The organism is Candidatus Thermokryptus mobilis, from assembly GCF_900070205.1.
GTDB classification, from domain to species: Bacteria; Bacteroidota; Ignavibacteria; order Kryptoniales; family Kryptoniaceae; genus Kryptonium; species Kryptonium mobile.
Genome location: NZ_FAOO01000002.1, coordinates 89,249 through 110,370 on the forward strand (window position 1 = coordinate 89,249; position 21,122 = coordinate 110,370).

At 39.2% G+C, this 21,122-nt stretch carries 22 protein-coding genes; 14 read left to right on the forward strand and 8 right to left on the reverse strand.

Annotated features, from left to right (window positions below; genetic code table 11):
• Positions 1-12: 12 nt before the first annotated feature.
• Complete coding sequence (folD, locus tag FKZ43_RS01575; protein ID WP_140944121.1) at positions 13-915, reverse strand: bifunctional methylenetetrahydrofolate dehydrogenase/methenyltetrahydrofolate cyclohydrolase FolD; 903 nt, start codon at positions 913-915, stop codon at positions 13-15.
• Complete coding sequence (locus FKZ43_RS01580; RefSeq protein WP_140944122.1) at positions 878-1,738, reverse strand: TIGR00282 family metallophosphoesterase; 861 nt, start codon at positions 1,736-1,738, stop codon at positions 878-880. The genes folD and FKZ43_RS01580 overlap by 38 nt, the downstream gene beginning before the upstream one ends.
• Positions 1,739-1,872: 134 nt before the next feature.
• Here FKZ43_RS01580 and miaB point away from each other — a divergent pair, with 134 nt between their 5' ends.
• The 11 genes from miaB (at position 1,873) to FKZ43_RS01635 (ending at position 12,394) form a co-directional block, all read left to right on the forward strand.
• Positions 1,873-3,237 carry a tRNA (N6-isopentenyl adenosine(37)-C2)-methylthiotransferase MiaB gene (gene miaB / locus FKZ43_RS01585; RefSeq protein ID WP_140944123.1) on the forward strand — a complete coding sequence of 455 codons (1,365 nt, stop codon included), beginning with the start codon at positions 1,873-1,875 and terminating at the stop codon, positions 3,235-3,237.
• Positions 3,191-3,856 (forward strand): SPOR domain-containing protein, encoded by a 666-nt coding sequence (locus FKZ43_RS01590; protein ID WP_140944124.1) that lies wholly within the window; start codon positions 3,191-3,193, stop codon positions 3,854-3,856. The genes miaB and FKZ43_RS01590 overlap by 47 nt, the downstream gene beginning before the upstream one ends.
• Positions 3,853-4,629: an MBL fold metallo-hydrolase gene (locus FKZ43_RS01595; RefSeq protein ID WP_140944125.1), complete on the forward strand. Its 777-nt coding sequence runs from the start codon at positions 3,853-3,855 to the stop codon at positions 4,627-4,629. The genes FKZ43_RS01590 and FKZ43_RS01595 overlap by 4 nt, the downstream gene beginning before the upstream one ends.
• A 7-nt stretch (positions 4,630-4,636) precedes the next feature.
• On the forward strand, positions 4,637-5,803 hold the full coding sequence (locus FKZ43_RS01600) for a sigma-54 interaction domain-containing protein (protein WP_140944126.1): 1,167 nt from the start codon (positions 4,637-4,639) through the stop codon (positions 5,801-5,803).
• Positions 5,793-6,302 carry an LptE family protein gene (locus FKZ43_RS01605; RefSeq protein WP_219916498.1) on the forward strand — a complete coding sequence of 170 codons (510 nt, stop codon included), beginning with the start codon at positions 5,793-5,795 and terminating at the stop codon, positions 6,300-6,302. Before FKZ43_RS01600 ends, FKZ43_RS01605 begins: the two co-directional genes overlap by 11 nt.
• Before the next feature lie 18 nt (positions 6,303-6,320).
• Positions 6,321-7,892 (forward strand): cellulose synthase family protein, encoded by a 1,572-nt coding sequence (locus tag FKZ43_RS01610; protein ID WP_140944128.1) that lies wholly within the window; start codon positions 6,321-6,323, stop codon positions 7,890-7,892.
• An 89-nt stretch (positions 7,893-7,981) separates the two neighbouring features.
• Positions 7,982-9,358 carry a DNA repair protein RadA gene (radA, locus tag FKZ43_RS01615; RefSeq protein WP_140944129.1) on the forward strand — a complete coding sequence of 459 codons (1,377 nt, stop codon included), beginning with the start codon at positions 7,982-7,984 and terminating at the stop codon, positions 9,356-9,358.
• A gap of 17 nt (positions 9,359-9,375) precedes the next feature.
• A complete protein-coding gene (locus tag FKZ43_RS01620) occupies positions 9,376-9,678 on the forward strand; it encodes a hypothetical protein (RefSeq protein ID WP_140944130.1) in 303 nt (100 codons plus the stop codon).
• Complete coding sequence (gene rdgB, locus FKZ43_RS01625; RefSeq protein WP_140944131.1) at positions 9,638-10,252, forward strand: RdgB/HAM1 family non-canonical purine NTP pyrophosphatase; 615 nt, start codon at positions 9,638-9,640, stop codon at positions 10,250-10,252. Before FKZ43_RS01620 ends, rdgB begins: the two co-directional genes overlap by 41 nt.
• A 7-nt stretch (positions 10,253-10,259) precedes the next feature.
• The gene (hemL, locus tag FKZ43_RS01630; protein ID WP_140944132.1) at positions 10,260-11,555 is read left to right on the forward strand and encodes a glutamate-1-semialdehyde 2,1-aminomutase; all 1,296 of its coding nucleotides are present in this window, start codon (positions 10,260-10,262) and stop codon (positions 11,553-11,555) included.
• Positions 11,552-12,394 (forward strand): DUF2279 domain-containing protein, encoded by an 843-nt coding sequence (locus tag FKZ43_RS01635; RefSeq protein WP_181180204.1) that lies wholly within the window; start codon positions 11,552-11,554, stop codon positions 12,392-12,394. The genes hemL and FKZ43_RS01635 overlap by 4 nt, the downstream gene beginning before the upstream one ends.
• Here FKZ43_RS01635 and FKZ43_RS01640 read toward each other — a convergent pair.
• Positions 12,384-13,448: a hybrid sensor histidine kinase/response regulator gene (locus FKZ43_RS01640; RefSeq protein WP_181180205.1), complete on the reverse strand. Its 1,065-nt coding sequence runs from the start codon at positions 13,446-13,448 to the stop codon at positions 12,384-12,386. The two genes, FKZ43_RS01635 and FKZ43_RS01640, sit on opposite strands and share 11 nt — an antisense overlap.
• Positions 13,449-13,569: 121 nt before the next feature.
• Between FKZ43_RS01640 and FKZ43_RS01645 the strand changes: the two genes are divergently transcribed.
• From FKZ43_RS01645 to FKZ43_RS01655, 3 genes are read left to right on the forward strand one after another with little or no spacing between them, the layout of a single operon-like run.
• Positions 13,570-14,337, forward strand: a complete 768-nt coding sequence (locus FKZ43_RS01645; protein ID WP_140944135.1) for an RsmE family RNA methyltransferase — start codon at positions 13,570-13,572, stop codon at positions 14,335-14,337.
• Entirely contained in the window at positions 14,325-15,092 is a 768-nt protein-coding gene (locus FKZ43_RS01650) for an ABC transporter ATP-binding protein (RefSeq protein ID WP_140944136.1), read from the forward strand. Before FKZ43_RS01645 ends, FKZ43_RS01650 begins: the two co-directional genes overlap by 13 nt.
• A 13-nt stretch (positions 15,093-15,105) precedes the next feature.
• Positions 15,106-16,677 carry an aldehyde dehydrogenase family protein gene (locus tag FKZ43_RS01655; RefSeq protein WP_140944137.1) on the forward strand — a complete coding sequence of 524 codons (1,572 nt, stop codon included), beginning with the start codon at positions 15,106-15,108 and terminating at the stop codon, positions 16,675-16,677.
• A 5-nt stretch (positions 16,678-16,682) separates the two neighbouring features.
• On the opposite strand, the gene FKZ43_RS01660 is transcribed toward FKZ43_RS01655, so the two are convergent.
• The 5 genes from FKZ43_RS01660 to FKZ43_RS01680 form a co-directional block, all read right to left on the reverse strand.
• Positions 16,683-17,402: a phosphatase PAP2 family protein gene (locus tag FKZ43_RS01660; RefSeq protein ID WP_140944138.1), complete on the reverse strand. Its 720-nt coding sequence runs from the start codon at positions 17,400-17,402 to the stop codon at positions 16,683-16,685.
• A 74-nt stretch (positions 17,403-17,476) separates the two neighbouring features.
• Entirely contained in the window at positions 17,477-18,862 is a 1,386-nt protein-coding gene (locus tag FKZ43_RS01665; RefSeq protein ID WP_140944139.1) for an NAD(P)(+) transhydrogenase (Re/Si-specific) subunit beta, read from the reverse strand.
• Positions 18,863-18,892: 30 nt separating this feature from the next.
• Positions 18,893-19,195, reverse strand: coding sequence for an NAD(P) transhydrogenase subunit alpha part 2 (locus tag FKZ43_RS01670; protein WP_140944140.1), 303 nt, complete (start codon positions 19,193-19,195; stop codon positions 18,893-18,895).
• Between the two features lie 23 nt (positions 19,196-19,218).
• Complete coding sequence (locus FKZ43_RS01675; RefSeq protein WP_140944141.1) at positions 19,219-20,358, reverse strand: Re/Si-specific NAD(P)(+) transhydrogenase subunit alpha; 1,140 nt, start codon at positions 20,356-20,358, stop codon at positions 19,219-19,221.
• 58 nt (positions 20,359-20,416) lie between these two features.
• Positions 20,417-21,121: an SDR family NAD(P)-dependent oxidoreductase gene (locus FKZ43_RS01680; protein WP_140944142.1), complete on the reverse strand. Its 705-nt coding sequence runs from the start codon at positions 21,119-21,121 to the stop codon at positions 20,417-20,419.
• Between the last annotated feature and the right edge of the window lies 1 nt (position 21,122).

A 21,122-nucleotide genomic window follows, 5' to 3' on the forward strand; every position in this document is an offset into this window, starting at 1 on the left:
TCACTTCCAGATTTAATTTGCAAGTTCCTTAACTTTAATCTGGTTTAATGCTGCTTGTAATGTATTTTTCATCAACATTGCGATAGTCATCGGACCAACTCCACCCGGGACCGGAGTTATAGCACCGGCGACTTCAAAAGCAGATTCAAAATGGACATCGCCGACGATCCTATAACCTTTCTCAACATTTGGGTCATCAATTCTATTGACACCAACATCAATCACAACAGCGCCCGGTTTTATCATATCCCCTTTTATAAATTCAGGTTTTCCCATCGCGACGATTAAAATATCCGCCTGACGCGTGAAATAAGCGATGTCTCTTGTTCCAGTGTGGCAAACTGTGACAGTCGCATTAGCCCAGTCCCTCTTCTGAAGAAGTATATTCGCTATCGGTTTTCCAACTATATTACTTCTTCCAACGACGACGACATGCTTTCCCGAAGGATTGATATCACTCCTTTTTAAAAGCTCCTGTATCCCTGCAGGTGTACAAGGAAGATATGTGTCAAGTCCAATGACAAGTTTCCCGACATTTACAGGATGAAAACCGTCAACATCTTTTATCGGATCAATCGCTTGAAGTATTTTTTGTTCATCAATGTGCGAAGGTAAGGGAAGTTGAACGAGGATTCCGTGAATTTTTGAATCATTGTTCAATGTCTTGATTTTTTCAATTAATTCATCCTCAGTTGTTTGAGCTGGCAACTTAATCGTCACGGAATAAAACCCGAGCTCTTCACAAGCTTTACCTTTCATATTGACATAAACTTGCGAGGCGGGATTATCACCTACAAGTATAAAAGCAAGCCCGGGGACAATTCCTGTTTCGTTGAAAAGTGCTTCTTTTTTTTGTTTGACTTCTTTTTTGATCTCTTCAGAGATTTTCCTCCCATTGATTATTTGTGCTGGCATTTTGAAGTGCCCCCTCGTTTATTGTTTTATTGAACTCGGGATAAATCACACTTTCAATTTTAAGCGCCTTTCCTGTCTCAGCATCAATTGAGATTAAAACAGATGAAAATTTAACATCATTTTGAGCGACTTCATACTTATGAGGCGTCTGGTAAAGAAATCTTAAAATTGAGCTTCTTTTCTCCATCCCGATAACAGAGTCATAAGGACCCGTCATTCCGATGTCGGTTATATAGGCGGTCCCACCTGGGAGAATTCTACCATCAGCTGTGGGGATATGTGTGTGCGTTCCAACGACTGCGCTCACCCTTCCATCAAGATACCAACCCATGGCCATTTTTTCAGCGGTCGCATCAGCATGCATGTCAACGATGATAATTTTCGTCTCCTTTGAAATCTTAGCAAGCGCCATTTCAGCCGTTCTAAACGGACAATCAATCGGATAAAGGAAAATCCGCCCTTGTAGATTTATAACAGCGATCTTAACATTTCTACTTGGCAGATTATACACGACATAACCCTTACCATATGTACCCTTTGGATAGTTAAGGGGTCGCAAGATATTTGGCTCATTTATCAAGTAATCCTTGACAAACTGCAATTTATCCCAAACATGATTTCCAGTTGTTATGACATTTACGCCCGCTTTAAAAAGACGCTGTGCTGTTTCTGGGGTTATACCTTTGCCATCAGCGACATTTTCACCATTGGCGATACAAAAATCAACATTATAAATCTTTTTGAAATTCGGCAAAAGCATTTCAACAATCCTCAACCCTGGTTCACCGACAATATCGCCGATAAAGAGAACATTTATTTCCATCGCGGGAAAGGCATCGTTTTTTTATTTTTCAATAATATAGCAAAAGCACCGTTTAAATAAAAAACGAACCAGCGAGCTCACTTGTTTTTAAGGTCTATGTTTTTTAAATTTAAACAAAAAATCCAACAGTAAAAATGGGCGAATCCAAGAGAATTTACATAGAGACATACGGATGCCAGATGAATTTAGCCGATTCCGAAATCGTGCTTGGTATTATGAAAAAGCATGGCTATTCACTCACAGATGACATCTCAAAAGCAGATGTAATCCTCGTGAATACATGCAGTGTCCGTGAACACGCAGAGCAAAGAGTTATAGGAAGATTGAGCTCCTTTTTGAGATATAAAAAGCGCAAGCCAGACCTTGTGATAGGGGTTCTCGGTTGCATGGCTGAGAGATTGAAAAAAAGATTAATAGAGGAAGAAAACCTCGCTGATATAGTTGTAGGTCCAGATGAATACAGGAAACTTCCACAGCTTGTAAATGATGCTTTCGCAGGGCATAAGGGGATAGCAGTTAAATTATCAAAGGTTGAAACATACGACGATATCACACCGCTTAGAACCGAAGGCATAAGCGCATGGATAACTGTTATGAGAGGTTGCGATAAATTTTGCACATTTTGCGTAGTTCCATTCACCCGTGGAAGGGAAAGAAGCAGACCTCTTGATAGCATTGTAAAGGAAGTTGAAATGCTTTCATCCCAAGGTTATCGCGAGGTTACACTCCTTGGTCAAAATGTCAATTCATACCGCGATGGAAACTATGACTTCGCAGACCTTTTATCAGCGGTTGCTCAAGTTGACAGAAACATGCGTATCAGATTTACAACTTCACACCCCAAAGACATGTCCAATAAATTGATACAAACCATAGCTGAACATCCGAACATATGCAACTACATTCATCTCCCAGTTCAATCTGGCTCAGATAGAATTCTTGAATTGATGAACAGAACCTATGATAGAAAACATTACCTTGAGCTCGTCAGGAAAATAAGGGAAACGATTCCTGGCGTTAGTTTGTCTACGGATATAATTGCTGGTTTCCCAACCGAAACGGAAGAGGACCACAAGATGACCTTGAGTTTGCTTGAAGAGGTCAGATTTGACGGCGCATTTATGTTCAAGTATTCACCAAGAGAGGGGACAAAAGCATATGCGATGGGTGACGATGTCCCGGATGAGGTTAAGGTCAGAAGATTGATGGAGATAATTGAATTGCAACAGAAAATCTCCTATGAGATAAATCAGGGGTTGATCGGGAAAGAGGTTGAGGTCTTAGTTGAAGGAGAGAGCAAGCGTTCATCCGAGCAATGGATGGGAAGAACCGATACAAATAAAGTTGTCATATTCCCAAAGCATGAAAGCGTAAAACCGGGTGATTATGTCATAGTTCGCATAAACAAGGCAAATTCAGCAACTTTGTTTGGAGATATAGTTAAAATTCTACATGAAAAAAACCTTTCTAAAAATAGCCTCGTTTCTTCTCTTAATTAATTTCACCTTTTCGCAAGATGTTGATATAAGCAGGTATCTTTATTTTCTGCGCATCGGGAATGTTGACAGTGTCAAAGTTGCCCTTGACAGTTTAAAAAAGTTATATCCAAACTCCCCTAATTTAAAATTCCTTGACGCCATCCTGAAAGAAAACGCAGAGGAAGCTGTAAAGATTTACTATGATATAGTTTTGAACCATCCCGAGGGTGAATACTCTGATGAAGCGCTCTTTAAAATTTTTCAATTTCACTATGCGAAAGGCGATTACGAACAAGCGAAACGAGAGCTTGAGCGTTTGAAGAAAACCTATCCCTCTTCCCCGTACGCTGGGATAAATGTAAAATTCCCATCCCTTGAGAGAACAACCACAGAGGTTAAATGTGCCTTTTCAATTCAAGTTGGGGCTTTCACAGACAAAAGAAATGCTGAAAAGGAAAAAAGTTTTTTTGAAGAAAAGGGCTATAACGTTGAACTCCACACAAAGATAAAAGATGGGAAGTTATTCTACCTTGTCTGGGTTGGTTGTCTACAAGATAGAAAAGATGCCGAAAGGTTGAAAAAGGAGATAAGGGAAAAATTTGAAAGGGATGGTTTCATAATAAGTTCAGAAACAAGATGAAAATCACAATTTTCGGAAGCGCATCTGGAATACCTGAAAAAGGGAAAGCTCATTCATGCGTTGGTGTTGAAGTGGGAGAGAAGATGTTCCTCCTTGAAATTGGAGAAGGGGCTTCATCATCAATAGCGGGAGATGACCTTGACATTGAAAAAATAGAAAAGGTCTTCATATCCCATACTCACGCTGATCATTTCATCGGTTTGCCGAGATTTTTACAATACTTAAAATGGCGTGGAAGAAAGAAAGATATTGAAATTTATCTCCCCGAGAAACACATTGATGCCGTTGAAAAGTTTTTGCCTTTTTTATACATTTTTAGAGAAAGGTTTGAATTTGAATACAAATTTCTTCCACTACCAAAAGATGAACTCATTTTGACCGAAAACTTAAAAATCAAACTTTTCCCGACATCTCATCTAAAAAAATACCGTAAGTATTCCGACATTTACGGCGTAGAAACAACATCATACGGATACCTCGTTGAAGAGGTTTTAAACGATGGAATCGGAGTGAAGCGATTTCTATTCTCATCGGACATTGATTCGGTTGGCGAACTGAAAAATTTCATTGAAGGCGTTGACCTTCTTCTGATAGAATGCGCACATATCGGGATTGAAGATATAATTGAGTTTGTCTCCGAATACAATGTTCCAAAGGTGATTTTGACGCATATCTCACCGGATAGAGATGTAAATTTCATGCTTGAATATGCGAGGGCTAAATTTGACCTTAATATAGAAGTCGCATTTGATGGAATGAAAATAGAGATTTAAATTCGCAATGTCAAAAAGAGAAGAGATACAGGAAAAATACGGTATCTACGGCGAGTCACAAGCGATAAAGGAAATAATCGCAGTCATAGAGCAGGTTGCGCCAACGGATATAACCGTTTTGATAACTGGTGAAAGTGGCGTTGGGAAAGAACTTGTCGCAAGGGCGATTCACGGTGAAAGTAAAAGGGCAAACGGTCCTTTTGTGATTGTAAATTCTGGAGCGATACCAGAGGGGATACTTGAATCGGAGCTCTTTGGACATGAAAAAGGAGCCTTCACCGGGGCAATTGAAACGCGCAAGGGTTATTTTGAGATGGCTGACGGTGGAACAATTTTTCTTGACGAGATCGGGGATATGCCGATGACAACACAAGTAAAAATTTTAAGAGTGATTGAGACGGGCGAATTTATGAGAGTGGGTTCATCTCAACTCAGAAAAGTTGATGTCAGAGTTATAACCGCAACGAATAAAAATCTTGAAGATGAGGTAAAAAGAGGTAATTTCAGAGAGGATTTGTATTATCGTCTCAGAAGTGTCAATATCTACATCCCTCCTTTGCGTGAAAGAAGAGAGGATATACCTATTTTATTTGAAAAATTTGTTGCTGAATTTTGCCAAAAAAATAAAGTCGCCTTCGCCGGTATAACAGACGATGCGATGCAAGTTCTGATAAGCTATCACTGGCCTGGGAATGTCAGAGAGTTAAAAAATTTTGTTGAAAGCATCCTCGTTCTTGAGAACGGGAAAATCGTTGACGCGAACATGGTTCGTAAATATCTGAAATACGACCTGTCCGGATTTGATTTTACGCGCAATTTACCTATCAGATACGGGAAGACAAGTGAGCAAGCCGATAGAGAACTGATTTACCGAGCTTTAATTGACATTAAAGGTGACTTGATTGAAATAAAAAATTTACTTGACAATCTTGCGACTTTCATTTCAAAACAGATAACATCACCGCTTGCTTTGCCTGAGGCAAAGGTTGACTTTAAAACTGGAACTGTAATAGAAAATTTTTCACTTGTTGATATGGAAAAGCGTATGATACAGGCTGCATTAGAAAGGTTCAACTGGAACAAGCGTCTTGCTGCAAGGGCTTTAAAGATTAGCGAAAGAACACTTTACAGGAAAATAAAGGAATATGGGCTGGAAAGGAAGCGTGAAAATTAAACTCGTTTTTATTATATTTGCAATTGCTTTTTCAAGTTGTAGATACTCGTTCACTGGGGCATCCGTTCCGCCCCATTTGAAAACCATAGCGATAACACTTTTTGACGACCAAAGCGGTTATGGTCGTGCAACCTTGAGAGAAGAATTGACGGAAAAGTTGATTGAGAAATTCATCAAGGATAATACATTGAAAGTCGCTGATAGAAACACGGCTAATTCAATACTTGAAGGCGTTATCGTAAGTGTCCAAGATAACCCGGTTGTAGTCGGAACTGGTGAAAGAGTCAAAAAATCAAGGATAACGATAACTGTCAAGGTCAGCTATTACGATATGGTGAAAAGGACAAAACTTTGGGAAAGGACTTTCTCAAACTGGGGCGAATACGAACTTGAAGGAGATACCCAGGCAAATTTACAATTTAGGATTCAAACGGCGATTCAAACGGCTATAGATAAACTTTCTGAAGATATTTTACTTGCAACAGTTTCAAACTGGTAAAAAACAAAGGAGATCCCGATGTTAGAGGACTTAATTCTGGTTATTTATTTCCTTTCAATTTTAGCCCTTTCAATTTTCGGAGCCCATGGATTTGTCCTCGTCTATTATTATTTAAGGATTAAAAAAGAGGAAGCGGAGGGGAAGAGGAAAAAATTAAAACCGAAGTTGCTTGAGGAACTTTTCGGCGATGAGAAAAACTTTCCAGCTGTCACAATTCAACTTCCAATTTATAATGAAGTTTATGTTGCACCACGCCTTCTTGATGCAATAAGCAAGATAGATTACCCGAAGGAAAAAATGCAAATACAAGTCCTTGACGATTCAACCGATGAAACAGTTCAGGTCGTAGCTTTGAAAGTCATGGAGTTAAAGTCAAAAGGTTTTGATATTGAACATATCCGTCGGGGGACAAGAGAGGGTTTTAAAGCTGGAGCGTTAAAGTACGGGTTAAAATTTGCAAAGGGCGATTTCATCGCAATTTTTGACGCTGATTTCGTTCCGAATCCCGACTTTCTAAAGAAAACATTGCCTTATTTTTACCTTGATGGGAACATCGGGATGGTTCAAACGAGGTGGGAGCATATAAATGAAAATTATTCGCTTCTAACCCAAGCTCAAGCTCTTGCTCTAAACGGTCACTTTATAATGGAACAGTATGTAAGGAATGAAGTTGGATTTTTCATAACATTCAATGGAACTGGGGGAATTTGGCGAAAGGCGTGCATTGAAGATGCAGGAAATTGGGAAGGTGACACGCTCGCAGAAGATATGGATTTAAGCTACCGCGCTCAGTTAAAGAAATGGAAATTTATCTTCTTAAAAGATGTTGTTTCCCCAGCAGAACTACCCTCGGAGATAAACGCCCTGAAATCACAGCAATTTAGATGGACAAAAGGAGCAATTGAAGTCGGGCTTAAATATCTAAAGACAATTTGGAAGGAAAGTTTGCCTCTAAAAATTAAACTTGAAGCGACATTTCATTTAACGAACAACTTCGTCTTCCCATTTATCCTTTTGACCGCGCTTTTGAATCCAATCGTAGTTATGATCAAAGAAAGCGGAAATTACGACTGGTATTACTTTATCCTGGGAATTTTTGTCATACCATTTTTTGGACCATTTCTCATTTACACTCTCGCTCAAATGGAAATTTATAAAGATTGGCGTGATAAGATAATCCTGTTTCCACTTTTTCTTGCTGGGAGTATGGGGCTTGCGGTCAACAATACAAGAGCTGTAATACTGGCATTGATCGGCAAAAAGACAGAATTTGTCAGGACACCAAAATATGGAATTAAAGAGGAAACAGAAAAATGGGAAAATAGAAAATATGTCGCTTCAAGGGTTGAGTGGGTCACATTTGTAGAGCTTTTCCTTGCTGGATATATGCTTGTGGCGATTATTTTAAGCGCTTACTATCTTGAACTTGCAGCTATACCTTTCCAAGCGATGTTCTTCGCTGGGTTCTCATTTATCGGAGCTTTATCAATAAAGCATTCAAAGGTTTGGAACGAATATATCAGGAGGGTTTCGCTTGTGTGGAATATAATCAGGGGGAAATTTGCTCTTCAAAGGTTTAGAGTAAGATAAAGGGAAACGCCCGCCGTTTTTTAACTTGCTTTATTTTAACGGCTGGTTTAAATTTATTTGGCTTGCTTAAAAATTTTATAAAGGCTGAAATGGCAAAGCAAAGGACTCATTTTGTCTGCCAAAACTGTGGCTACATTTCGCTAAAATGGATGGGGCGTTGCCCGGAATGTAACGAATGGAACACCATGGTTGAGGAAATAATAATGCCCGAGGATAAACTTCAAGAGCAGATTTCTCTTTTGAAACAGCCAGCAATAGCTCTTGACATTGAAAAAATTGACCTGAAAGAAGAAGAAAGGATAAAGACGGGGATAAATGAACTTGATAGAGTTTTGGGTGGCGGAATTGTCCCAGGGTCAGTTGTCCTTATAGCAGGAGACCCCGGGGTCGGCAAATCAACACTTATGACTCAAATAATCCCTGGACTGAAAGGGAAAAAAATACTTTATGTAACTGGTGAGGAATCAGCAAAACAACTTAAGCTTAGAACCGAAAGGTTGAACTTCCCGAAATCATTTCAATCAAAGAACTTCCTTGTCCTTGCCGAGACAAATTTAAATCTTATTATAAATGTGATTGAGGAGGTAAATCCAGATGTAATCATCATTGATTCAATTCAGACAATGTATCGTCCGGAATTGGAGAGCGCACCCGGAAGCGTAAGCCAAGTCAGAGAATGTGCCTCTGTTTTAATGCAAATCGCTAAAAACACGGGTAAGTCAATTCTTCTCGTAGGTCATGTGACAAAAGACGGTCTAATAGCTGGTCCAAAGGTTCTTGAACACATGGTTGATACGGTTCTTCAATTTGAAGGTGAAAGACATCAATCGTATAGGATTTTGAGAGCGATAAAAAATAGGTTTGGTTCAACGAATGAGATTGGGATATTTGAAATGACCACAGAGGGTTTGAAGGAGGTAAAGAACCCATCGGAAATTTTTCTATCCGAGAGGACATTTGGTGTTTCTGGTTCAGCTGTTGCGGCTTGCATTGAGGGCACAAGACCGCTTCTTGTTGAAGTTCAAGCACTTGTCACTCCAGCAAGCTATGGAACACCCCAAAGAACAGCAATTGGATTTGATTATCACAGATTATCGGTTCTGCTTGCGGTTCTTGAGAAGAAAATAGGCATACGACTTGGCGGACATGATGTCTTTATAAAGATCGTGGGCGGATTAAGAATTGAAGAACCCGGGATTGACCTTGGAATTGTGAGCTCCATTGTATCAAGCTTGAAAGATATACCCGTGGATTCTCAATCGGTTGTCGTAGGTGAAGTTGGACTTGCTGGGGAAGTAAGGTCGGTAATTCAAATTGAAAAAAGAATTCAAGAGTCAGCAAAACTTGGTTTCAAAAAAATTATTATACCGAAAAATAATACAAGGGGTTTGAAAATTGACGCCGAAATTGAAATAGTCGGAGTGAGAAAGGTTAATCAGGCACTTGAAGAACTTCTCGGAATTTAAAACCAACGGGGATTAAAATGAAAGAAGCACTCGGATTAATCGGTCTAATAGCTATCGTGATATGCTGGATACCGCAAACTTATGAATCAATAAAACGCGGTTATACAACGATGAACCTTTATTTCCTCATAATTTACTTCATCGGCAGTTTATCACTCACCATTTATGCGATTGGAAATTTTGTATTTTTCACATTGAATCTCCTTGCATCGGTCGGAAGCCTAATAAACCTTTATCTTAAATTTTTCCCGAGGTTAAAACTAAACCCAAATTTAAAAAGTGAAGATAGTTCTCGCCACGCGGAACAAAAACAAGGTTGAAGAGATAAAGCAAATCCTGAAAATGTATCTTGAGGATGAGATTTTCTCTCAGATTGAGTTTTTAAGCTCTGATGATTTTCAAATCCCGGAAATAGAAGAAGACGGGGAAACATATGAAGAGAACGCTTTAAAGAAAGCGAGGGAAGTTTACAAATTTACCGGGCTTCCATCTATCGCGGATGATAGCGGTATAGAAGTTGAAATTTTGGGTGGAAGACCCGGGGTCTTCTCGGCAAGATATGCTGGTGAGGGGGCAACAGATGAAGAGAATAATAAAAAGCTCCTAAAAGAGCTTGAAAATGTCCCGATTGAAGAGAGGAAAGCAAAATTTAAATGTGTAATCGCTTATGTTGATTCAGTTGAAGAGAGAATTTTTTACGCTGAGACATTGGGGAAGGTTATTTTTGAACCGCTTGGAGATGGTGGATTTGGCTACGATCCGCTTTTTTTACCTGACGGTTTTGACTTAACATATGCTCAACTCCCAAGGGAAGTAAAAAACAGGATAAGTCACAGATCAAAGGCGCTTAAAAAGTTTGCCGAGTTTTTAACGCTAAAACTAAAACAAAGATAAGTTTAAAATGAAGACGACCAAAAGCGAAAAACTTTTTAAAAAAGCCTTAAACTTAATTCCAGGTGGGGTTAATTCACCAGTGAGAGCTTTCAAGGCGGTAAATTCAAAACCACTTTTTATAACAAAGGCATCCGGTTCAAAAATTTGGGATGCTGATGGAAATAAGTTCATTGACTATGTGATGTCGTGGGGACCTTTAATTTTAGGACATGCTCACCCGGAGGTTATTTCAGCGGTTAAAAATGTTTTGAAAAACGGGACAAGTTACGGCGCTCCAACGGAGATTGAAGTCAAGTTAGCTGAACTCATTAAAAAAATGATGCCATCTGTTGAACTTGTCAGAATGGTTAACTCTGGAACTGAAGCGACGATGAGTGCAATTCGCTTGGCAAGGGCTTATACTGGGAGAAAGAAAATTATAAAGTTTGAGGGTTGCTATCACGGTCATGCCGATAGCTTTCTTGTAAAAGCCGGCTCCGGGGCAACAACGCTTGGAATACCAAGTAGCCCAGGCGTCCCAGATGAAATGGCGGGTTTGACGCTGAACGCAAAATTCAACGATATAAACTCGGTTGAAAAACTCGTCAAAGAAAATAAAAATGAAATCGCTTGCATCATAGTTGAACCAGTTCCCGGGAATATGGGTGTCGTATTACCAGAGGATAACTTTCTTTTGAAACTAAGACAAATCTGTGACGAGGAGAAAATCCTACTTATATTTGATGAGGTAATAACTGGATTTCGTCTTGCCCCAGGTGGGGCTCAGGAATTTTTCGGGGTCAAAGCTGACCTCACGACGCTTGGAAAAATCATAGGTGGCGGATTCCCAGTTGGAGCTTATGGAGGTAAAAAGGAAATTATGGAACTTGTTGCCCCATCAGGACCAGTTTATCAAGCTGGAACTTTATCCGGAAACCCAGTTGCTATGACAGCAGGTTATACGACGCTTAAAATTTTATACGAAAACAGAAAAAGAATTTATAAACAGCTTGAAGAAAAAGCTAAAACTCTCGCTGAAAACTTCAAAGCGATCTCCAAAAAGAACAATGTGAAAATTCAGATCAATCAAATTGCTTCAATGATGACCGTTTTCTTTGCTGAAAGTGAAGTTAAAGATTATGGCACTGCCTTAAAATCTGATACTAACAAATTTGCTCGTTTTTTCAATTTGATGCTTGAAAATGGCGTTTACCTTCCACCATCACAATTTGAGGCGATGTTCCTTTCAACAGCTCACAGCGATGATGACATTGAAAAGACGATAATCGCATTTGAAAACTCAATAAAAAAATTAACACTTTGAGACCACTCCGCGAATTTGCGAAATTAACATTTTTGACCTTTTGTTTCAGCTTAAACATCATAGCTGATTCAACCCGGGTTAATCCATATCGCCTTGGCGTTGTGCTTGGGACGACCGCTGGGATTTTCACGCTCGCACATGTTCAACAATACAGCTCCTGGTGGAAGGGTGAACTAACGAAATTTCATTTCAAAGATGATTTCAATCAGGTCCTAAATTCTGACAAACTCGGTCACGCTTATTTTTCATTTCTAATATCGGATTTGCTCGGGAGGTCTCTTGAATGGTCTGGCGTCAGAAAAGATAAAGCTATCTTACTTGGTGCCGTTGCAAGTTTGATTTTTCAGACATATGTTGAAGTTGAAGATGGGTTCAGACCATCGCTCGGGTTTAGCGTAAGCGACGAGGTTTCAAATTTCATAGGCGCTTTCCTCCCCCTTTTCAAAGAGAAATTCACAATGCTTAAAATTGTGAATTTTAAAATGAGCGTCTTCCCCTCAGAAAAATTTAAATCGGGAGCGCATAGATTCATAGTTGATGACTACGAGAGTTTATATTTTTGGTTGTGTTTTGATGTAGCTGAAATCCTGAAATTAAAACAACTTAAACTCTGGACATTTGATATATTTGACCTCGCCATCGGTTACAGTGTTAAGAAAATTGATTGGAAGGGAAACGGGGAAAGGGAATTATTTCTATCGCTTGACTATGACTTGAGTAAAATCCCGACGAAGATATGGTTTCTAAAACAAATTCTTCACTTGTTCAACTATTATCATTTACCCGCCCCAACTTTACAAATCAAACCAATGGTGAGATTTTTCATCATTAAAATTTAAACCCCTTTGGAATTTGAATCAAGAACGCTGTTCCCCCTTCAAATGGTTCAGCCCATATTTTCCCATTGTGTGCCTCAATTATGATCCTACATATCATCAAGCCAAGGTCTTTATATCTTGGGATTTTCTGCTTCAGCGCTTGCTTATATCTGTCAAAGATATACTCTGCTTCTTCTATTTCAATTTTGGTATTTTTGTCCCAAACCTTTATAATGCAAGATGTCTCATCGTCTTTTAAAGAAATTTCCACATCCCTACCGCCAGTGTTGAAAATTGCGTCAAATAAAAGTTCAAAAACACGAGAAACCTTTTTAATATCAACCTCCAAATTAACATCCAAGTCAGAGGAGAAATTTATGGTGAGGTCTTTATACTTTTGATCGTTTTTAAACCTGTTTATCACTCCTTGAATGAGATGGGCGATATTAGCGTTTTCCCTTATGATTTTATCAATGTTAAGTTCAAGGCGTGAAAGTTCAAGGTATTCATCAAGAAGCTTGATGTGGTTGTTTATCGCCGATTCAGCGATATCAAGTATGAGTTTTTGATCTTCCGTCAATTCACCGAATTTATCTTTGAGTGCGAGTTCAAATGTCGCTTTTATAACCGAGATGGTATTTTTAAGGTCTTGGACGAGAAGGTATGTAAATTCAGAGCGAAGTTTTTTAATTTCGTCATTTGCCTTTTTTATCTTCAAGACGGTGCCGACACGAATTAAAAGCTCCTCAATGTTCACCGGCTTTGGCAAAAACTCCGTCGCACCAAGTTCAAAAACTGTCCTAACACTATATGGATCTGAATTTGCGGAAAGGATTATAACTGGTATATCTCTCGTTTCAACATTTGATTTTAAAATCCTCATCGCTTCGTATCCGTCCATAACTGGCATTTGCAGGTCAAGAAGTATAACATCTGGTTTTGAACTTTTCGCAAGCTCAACACATTCAGCGCCATTTTCAGCACTTACAACTTCATATCCCTCGTCTTGGAGGAAAGTTGAGAAAATGAGGCGTGTTGTTGGCTCATCCTCAGCTATTAAAATTTTGTCGGGCACTTCCAAACTAAATTTTGTTTTTTCATATGATTTTAACACAAATCCGAAAAAATTTCAAGTTTTTGCTTTAAAAAGGTCAAAGCGTTAATTTTAACAGAGGAAAAATTTTGAAGTCAAGGAAATGGAAAGCTTCTTCGTTGATCCGAAAAACATAAGAAATGGGCTGGCAAAGATTGAAGGCGAAGAATACCATCACCTCGCTCATTCGTTAAGAAAGAGGGTTGGGGAAAGGATACTTCTTTTTGATGGGAGCGGTAAAGTTTACATGGCAACGATCACCAAAATAACAAAGGAATACGCTGAATGTGAAATCATTAATGAAAATTTTATGCTTGGTGAAATTGAAGCTGAAATCGCCGTGGCACAAGCAATTTTAAAAAATACGGATAGATTTGAATTCGCGATTGAAAAACTAACCGAAATCGGCATAAAAAGGATAATCCCGATCATCACATCAAGGGTTATATCACCGAAATCAAAAATAGACAGATGGCAAAAGATAATACTTTCCGCCTGCAAACAATCAAACAGAGCAATTATACCTGAAATAGACGAACCGATTAAGTTTGACGAACTCCTTGAGATATCATCCAAGTTTGAAATAAAAATCATATTTCACGAGAGCGAGTCAACGGAATTTAAACGAGGTTTTCTTTTTGATCACCTCAAGAAAATTAAAAATGCAAATTCAATCATACTTGCTGTTGGTCCTGAAGGTGGTTTTACAGAAGATGAAATTTCAAAAGCGGTTAGATTTGGGTTTGAGGTTGTCTCACTCGGACAAAGAAGATTACGCTCCGAGACAGCAAGTATAGTTGGAGCTGGGGTCATAGCCCAATTCATATTTGCAAATTTAAAAAGAAAGGAAATTGAAGATTGCAGAAGGTAGTCGCAAAAGACCTGAAAAAGCATTTCAAAACTGGGAAAAAAATTATAAAAGCAGTTAACGGTGTTGACATCTCAATAAAAGAGGGTGAAGTTGTAGCGCTTGTTGGGGAGTCAGGCAGTGGCAAATCAACGCTCGGGAAGTTGCTTTTAAAATTAATTGAACCGGACGCCGGTGAGATATTCTTCAACGGGATGAATATAACCGACCTTGATAAAAATGAGATTAGACCTTTGAGGAGAAAAATGCAGATGATATTTCAAGACCCGTTTACTACCTTTAACCCCATTTATAAAATAGGGACACAAATAATTGAAGCGATCAAGTTTCACAAAATTGTTGATGAAAATTCAGCAGAAGATTATCTCGCGGAATTTATGAGGATGGTTGCGCTTCATCCAGATATATTGAAAAAATATCCACACCAATTGAGTGGCGGTCAACTACAAAGATGTGCCATCGTCAGAGCGATTTCACTAAAACCAGAATTTTTAGTCTGTGATGAAATCATATCAGCACTTGATGTCTCGGCTCAAGTCCAAATAATTGACCTTCTGAAAATGCTTGAAGGGGAACTGAAACTAACGATACTATTTATAACGCACGATATAGGAGTAGCAAGAAGAATTGCAAAAAATGCACTTGTGATGAAGGATGGTAAAATAGTTGAAAGTGGAGTTATTGAGAAAATTCTCTACGATCCGAGCGAGGATTACACGAGGAAATTAATAAGTTCTGTCTTAAGCATCAAAAAATAAAAACAACATCACAATGAAATTAAAATCAATCAACCCCGCAACACTTGAGGTTTTAGCTGAAATTGAAACGACGCCAATTGACAAAGTTTTTGAAATAGCGGAAAAAGCACAACTTGCTTTTAAAAGCTGGTCATCTAAAACAATTGATGAAAGGTTGGGACTTTTAAAAAGGGCGAGGGGAATTTTTTATGAAATTAAAGATGAACTTGCAAGATTGATAACGCTTGAAAATGGTAAACCGATAGTTGAATCATATTCAATGGAAATTTTCCCAACGCTTGACCTCTTTGACTTTTACATAAAAAACGCCAAAAAAATTTTGAAAAGGAAGAAAGTTCGCTCCCAAATCCCCTTGTTCTGGATCAAAAGAAATTACATACATTTTGAACCGCTCGGTGTTGTCGCTGTGATTTCACCGTGGAATTACCCGCTTTTGCTCCCAATTGCTCCGATAATATCTGCACTCGTTGCCGGTAATTGTGTTATTTTTAAACCTTCTGAATACACGAGCTTGATTGGGTTGAAGATTGCTGAAATTTTCCATAAGGCGGGATTTCCAGATGGCGTTTTTAATATCGTCATAGGTTATGGTGATGTCGGCGAAGCACTCGTGAATTCAAACATTGATAAAATTTCCTTCACTGGAAGCACAAAAACAGGACGCCTAATTATGCAAAATGCAAGTAAAAAACCAATCCCAGTCACACTTGAACTTGGTGGCAAGGACCCGATGATCGTTTTTGACGATGTTGATATTGAAACTTCAGCCACATCAGCTGTATGGAGCGCATTTGCAAATGCTGGGCAAACCTGCGTCTCGGTTGAGGTCTGTTATGTCCATGAGAAAATTTTTCAAGAATTTGTTGAAAAAGTCGTTGAGAAGACAAAAAAACTTAAAATTGGCAACGGACTTGACCCAGATGTTGAAATAGGTCCAATAAACAACGAAAAACAGCTCAAGATAATTGAAAACCAGATTCAAGACGCGATTTCAAAGGGAGCGAAGATACTAACTGGAGGCAAAAGGATAAAACCAAAAGATAAAAACGGAAGTGAACTTGCAGGCTATTTCTTTGAACCGACAGTTATAATTGATGTTGACAATTCAATGCTTTTAATGAAGGAGGAGACATTCGGACCTGTCCTACCGATATTAAGTTTTAAAGACGAGGATGAAGTCGTTGAAAAGGTAAATTCAAGCGAATACGGACTTTCAGCAAGCGTTTGGACCAAAGATAAAAAAAGAGCAGAAAGGGTCGTTGAGAAAATAAAATCGGGCTCTGTCCTTGTTAATGAATGCATCGTCCATTACGGGGATGCAAAAGCACCGTGCGGAGGTGTAAAGTCAAGCGGTTTCGGTAGAGTTCACTCCGAATTTGGTCTCTATGATATGGTCAATATAAAATTTGAAAGCTTTGATTATATCTCATCATACCGACTTTGGTGGTACGGCTACGATGAGAAACTTTTAAACACGATGAAGAAAGCGATCGCTTTTCTCTACTCGCCTTCGTTAACTGAAAAGTTGAAATCAGCGCCGGGTCTTCTTTTAAACCTGTTCAGAAAAAATGAAAGCAAAATATAGAGATTTCACCTCTCTGAGTTTAACTTTACGATGTAAACTCCTGTGAAATATCCAATCGCAGAACCAAGGAATACATCCGAAAACCAATGTTGATTGTTATAGACCCTCGCCAAAGCGGTTAAAACAGCTGGTGTGTAAATTATCGCTTTTACAATTTTATTTTCAAATCGTGACGCTAAAACACTTGAAATCGCAAACGAAAGGGTCGCATGCCCGGATGGAAGCGAATAATATGGGTTACCTTTAAAACTAAACGGGCGGAACTTAAATTTATCACCGCTCACAAAAGGTCTTTCCCTTCCGAAGGCGACTTTTAAAACAGTTGTAACCGTCCCAGCGAACACCCCTGATTCAAAAACCATTAGTCCTGTCTCTCTTAATTCTCCTTCGTTAAGCAAAAGCCCGCTCAAATAAAGCGAGCCTGAAATTACACCGAAAACCCAGACAGTGCCATAATAACTGTCAATTTTCATCAGCGTTGTAAAAAAGTCATTGTCAATTTTTTGAATATCTTTGTTTAAGTGATCAAATCCAAAAAGAGCTATTGTCCCAAATCCAACAAACGCCAAATTAACACGATCGCGAGCATTGAAATTTAACGGCGCAGTAAAATAATTTTTTGCATTCTTTGAGAACAATTTTATATCCGCGCTGACTCTGTCATACAAACCTTGAGCGAAAGAGACTTGAAACGAAAAAATGAACAGAAGAAGTAAATTTCTCATCTTACCGAGAAAATTTTTTAATAAAAAACCCCGACCGTAAAGTCGGGGCTTCAAAGACCTCGCGATTTAATTCTTTATGACTCTTTCAAAGCGTTTATAAGTTCTTGGACCATTTTCTTCGCATCGCCAAATAACATCAATGTGTTATCAGCTGCAAAAAGTGGATTTGGTATGCCAGCAAACCCAGGGGCTAAACTTCTTTTGATTACAACAACTGTTTTTGATTTATCAACATCAAGTATTGGCATCCCAGCGATCGGGCTATTTGAGTCGGTTCGTGCAAGCGGATTTACAACATCATTTGCACCAATCACAATTGAAACATCCGTCTGTTCAAATGTCGGGTTTATTTCATCCATTTCTTTTAATTTTTCATATGGTATATTCGCTTCAGCTAGAAGAACATTCATATGCCCGGGCATCCTTCCAGCAACAGGGTGAATTGCGAATTCAACTTCTATACCTTTTGATTCAAGGATTTTCATAAGGTCGCGAATAGCAAATTGCGCTTGCGAGACAGCCATACCGTAGCCGGGGACAATGACAACTCTTCTTGCATTTTCAAGCAACATAGCAACTTCTTCCGGTGTTGCGGACTTTATCTTCCCACCATAAATTTTGTCCTCGTCGGTCTCTGCGACAATCTCACCGAAACCTCCAAACAAAACATTCAAAAGTGACCTATTCATCGCCTTGCACATAAGATTAGTCAATATAATTCCAGAGGCACCGACCAAAGAACCAGAAATTATCAAAACATTATTGTTCAAAACAAAACCCGTCGCACAAGCAGCTAATCCCGAATAAGAGTTCAAAAGCGATATAACAACTGGCATATCAGCACCACCTATCGGAATCGTAAGCAAAACGCCAAGAACGGAAGCAGAAGCAGTCAAGTACCAGTAATAATTCATTTCCCTTTCCGTCCCAAAAATAACACCGAAAACGATTGACGCTAAAAGGAACAAAACTTTTACAAAATGTTCACCTTTATAACGGATGGGTCGTTCTTCAATCAATCCTTCAAGCTTTGCAAAAGCCACTAAACTTCCCCAGAAAGTCACAGCACCAATTATCCCTGATGCTACGGTTGCAACTGTTTCTTGAGCCCCCATTGTTTTTCCTACTTCTACCGCCTCAATAAATGCAAGCGCAGCTACTAAAGCTGATGCACCACCACCAAAACCATTAAAAATAGCAACCATCTGAGGCATTGATGTCATCGGGACCTTCAAAGCAGATATAGTCCCAACGACAGCACCAATTAAAAGACCGAGAATTATAAGCTCATAACTTACAATTGCTTTATCCATTAATGTGACGACAATTGCTATCAACATCCCAAGTGCACCGAGGAGATTCCCCCTTACAGCTGTTCTCGGATGCGACAAACCTTTCAGAGCGAAGATAAATAATGCAGCTGAAATTAAATACGCTATATTTACAATTGCCTGTGGCATAGCAGGTTCTTTTTTGTTTTAATTAAAGCGTTATTTTTCACTTTTTCTATCGGTCTTAGGTTTCTGGAACATTTCAAGCATTCTATGTGTCACAAGGAAACCGCCAACGACATTGACTGTTGCAAAAGCAACAGCAATAACACCAAGCACAGATGCAAGCGTTGTATATTTAGCACCAGCTGCGATTAACGAGCCAATTATCGTGATTCCAGAAATCGCATTTGAACCAGACATCAAAGGAGTATGTAAAATCGGTGGGACCTTTGTTATAACTTCAAAACCGACAAATAAAGCAAGTACAAAAACTGTTAGAGCCGGAATGAAGGTGTCCATGTTCGTTTTGAAAAATTTTGTTTTTAATCAAAAATTGAATTGACAACTTTACCATCCTTCGTAAGCAATGTGCTTGACAAGATATCGTCCTGCAAGTTTAGCTCAATTTTCCCATTTTTAATGAAAAGCATGCAAAAGTTCGTTATGTTTTTTGAATACATTTGACTTGCGTGGAATGGAACACTCGCCGGGACATTTACAGGTCCAATTATCGTCACACCATACTTTTGGATGGTTTTCCCAGCTTCGGTCAATTCACAATTTCCTCCTCTTTCAGCAGCAAGGTCAACTATGACAGAACCGGGTTTCATCCCCTTAACCATTTCTTCAGTGATCAAAACGGGCGCTTTCTTACCCGGAACAACAGCGGTTGATATGACAACATCACTTTCAGCTATGACCTTGGTCAACATTTCCCTTTGTTTTTTGTAAAATTCATCACCCATATCTTTTGCATATCCGCGTTTATCTTCCGCTTCTTGGGTTTCAAGTCCAAGTTCAACAAATTTAGCGCCCAAACTTTCAACTTCCTGTTTCGTTGCCGGTCTGATGTCATAGGCTCTGACTACAGCTCCAAGACGTTTTGCGGTTGCAATCGCTTGAAGTCCCGCAACCCCAGCACCTATAACAAAAACCTGCGCAGGCAAAATCGTCCCAGCAGCTGTTGTAAGCATCGGGAACATCTTCGGAAGGTAATTTGCTGCCATAAGAACAGCCTTGTAACCGGAAATTGTCGCCATTGAAGATAGAACATCCATTGTCTGAGCCCTTGAAGTCCTCGGCAAAAGTTCAAGCGCAAAAGAGATCACCCCTTTCTGAGCCACTTTTTCAACGATCTCCTTCGCAAAGAACGGCTCCATAAATCCAATCAAAATTTGACCTTCCCTCATCAAAGCAATATCCTTGCTCCCTTCAAAGGGATTTGCCCCAACAGCACGCACTTGAAGAATCACATCAGCATTTGAAAAAATCTCTTCCCTGCTTTTCACAATTTGCGCTCCTTTGCTAAGATATTCCGAGTCCAAATAACCAGCCCTTTCCCCAGCCCCAGATTCAATTAATACCTCAGCCCCAGCTTTTTGAAATTGAGAGATGTTAGCAGGTATAAGTGCTACTCTTGTTTCTCCCGGATAGGTCTCCTTCGGGACTCCAATTTTTATCATAGGTTCTGATTTTTTATTTTGAAATTTGCATTCAAAATTAACAAAAAAATCCAGCTTTTCAAAATTTCCCCGGGAATTTTATAACAGCGCCGTTAATCCCGCGCGCCTCTTCACTACAAAGATAACCTATAAATTTAGCCAAATCGCTTGGGTCAACCCAACGAGTATAATCAGCCCCGGGCATAGCTTCTTTATTTTCTTGTGTCGCAATGATACTTGGCAAAATCACATTGCAAGTTATATCAAAATCCTTAACCTCTTCAGCTATAACCTCCGTTAAAGCTATCAACGCAGATTTTGAAATAACATAAGCCCCTCGCCCCGGGGACGGTCTCAAAGCAAGTAAAGCAGAAATGTTCACAATTCTTCCCGACCTCTTCGGTATCATATCCCTCAAAGCCCACTTTGAACATAAAAAAGCGGAACGAAGGTTCATATCAAGCATCTCATCAAATTCATCCTCTTCAAGCTCAAATATCATCTTTCCCTCGCGATAACCACCAACACAATTTATCAAAAAATCAACCCCGCCACTTTTCCTAACAAGCTTGAAAATCCTCTCAACCTCCCTTTCAACTGTCAAATCAGCTTTAACGCCGATAAGATTTTCAACCTTTTGAAATTCCTTATAAACCCTCTTGAACTTTTTCTCATCTCTATAAACTGCGAAAACACGAGCTCCAACGCTAATGAAATGCTTGACAACTTCAAATCCAAGCCCACCCGTTGAACCGGTGACGACAACATTTTTCCCATTAAACATA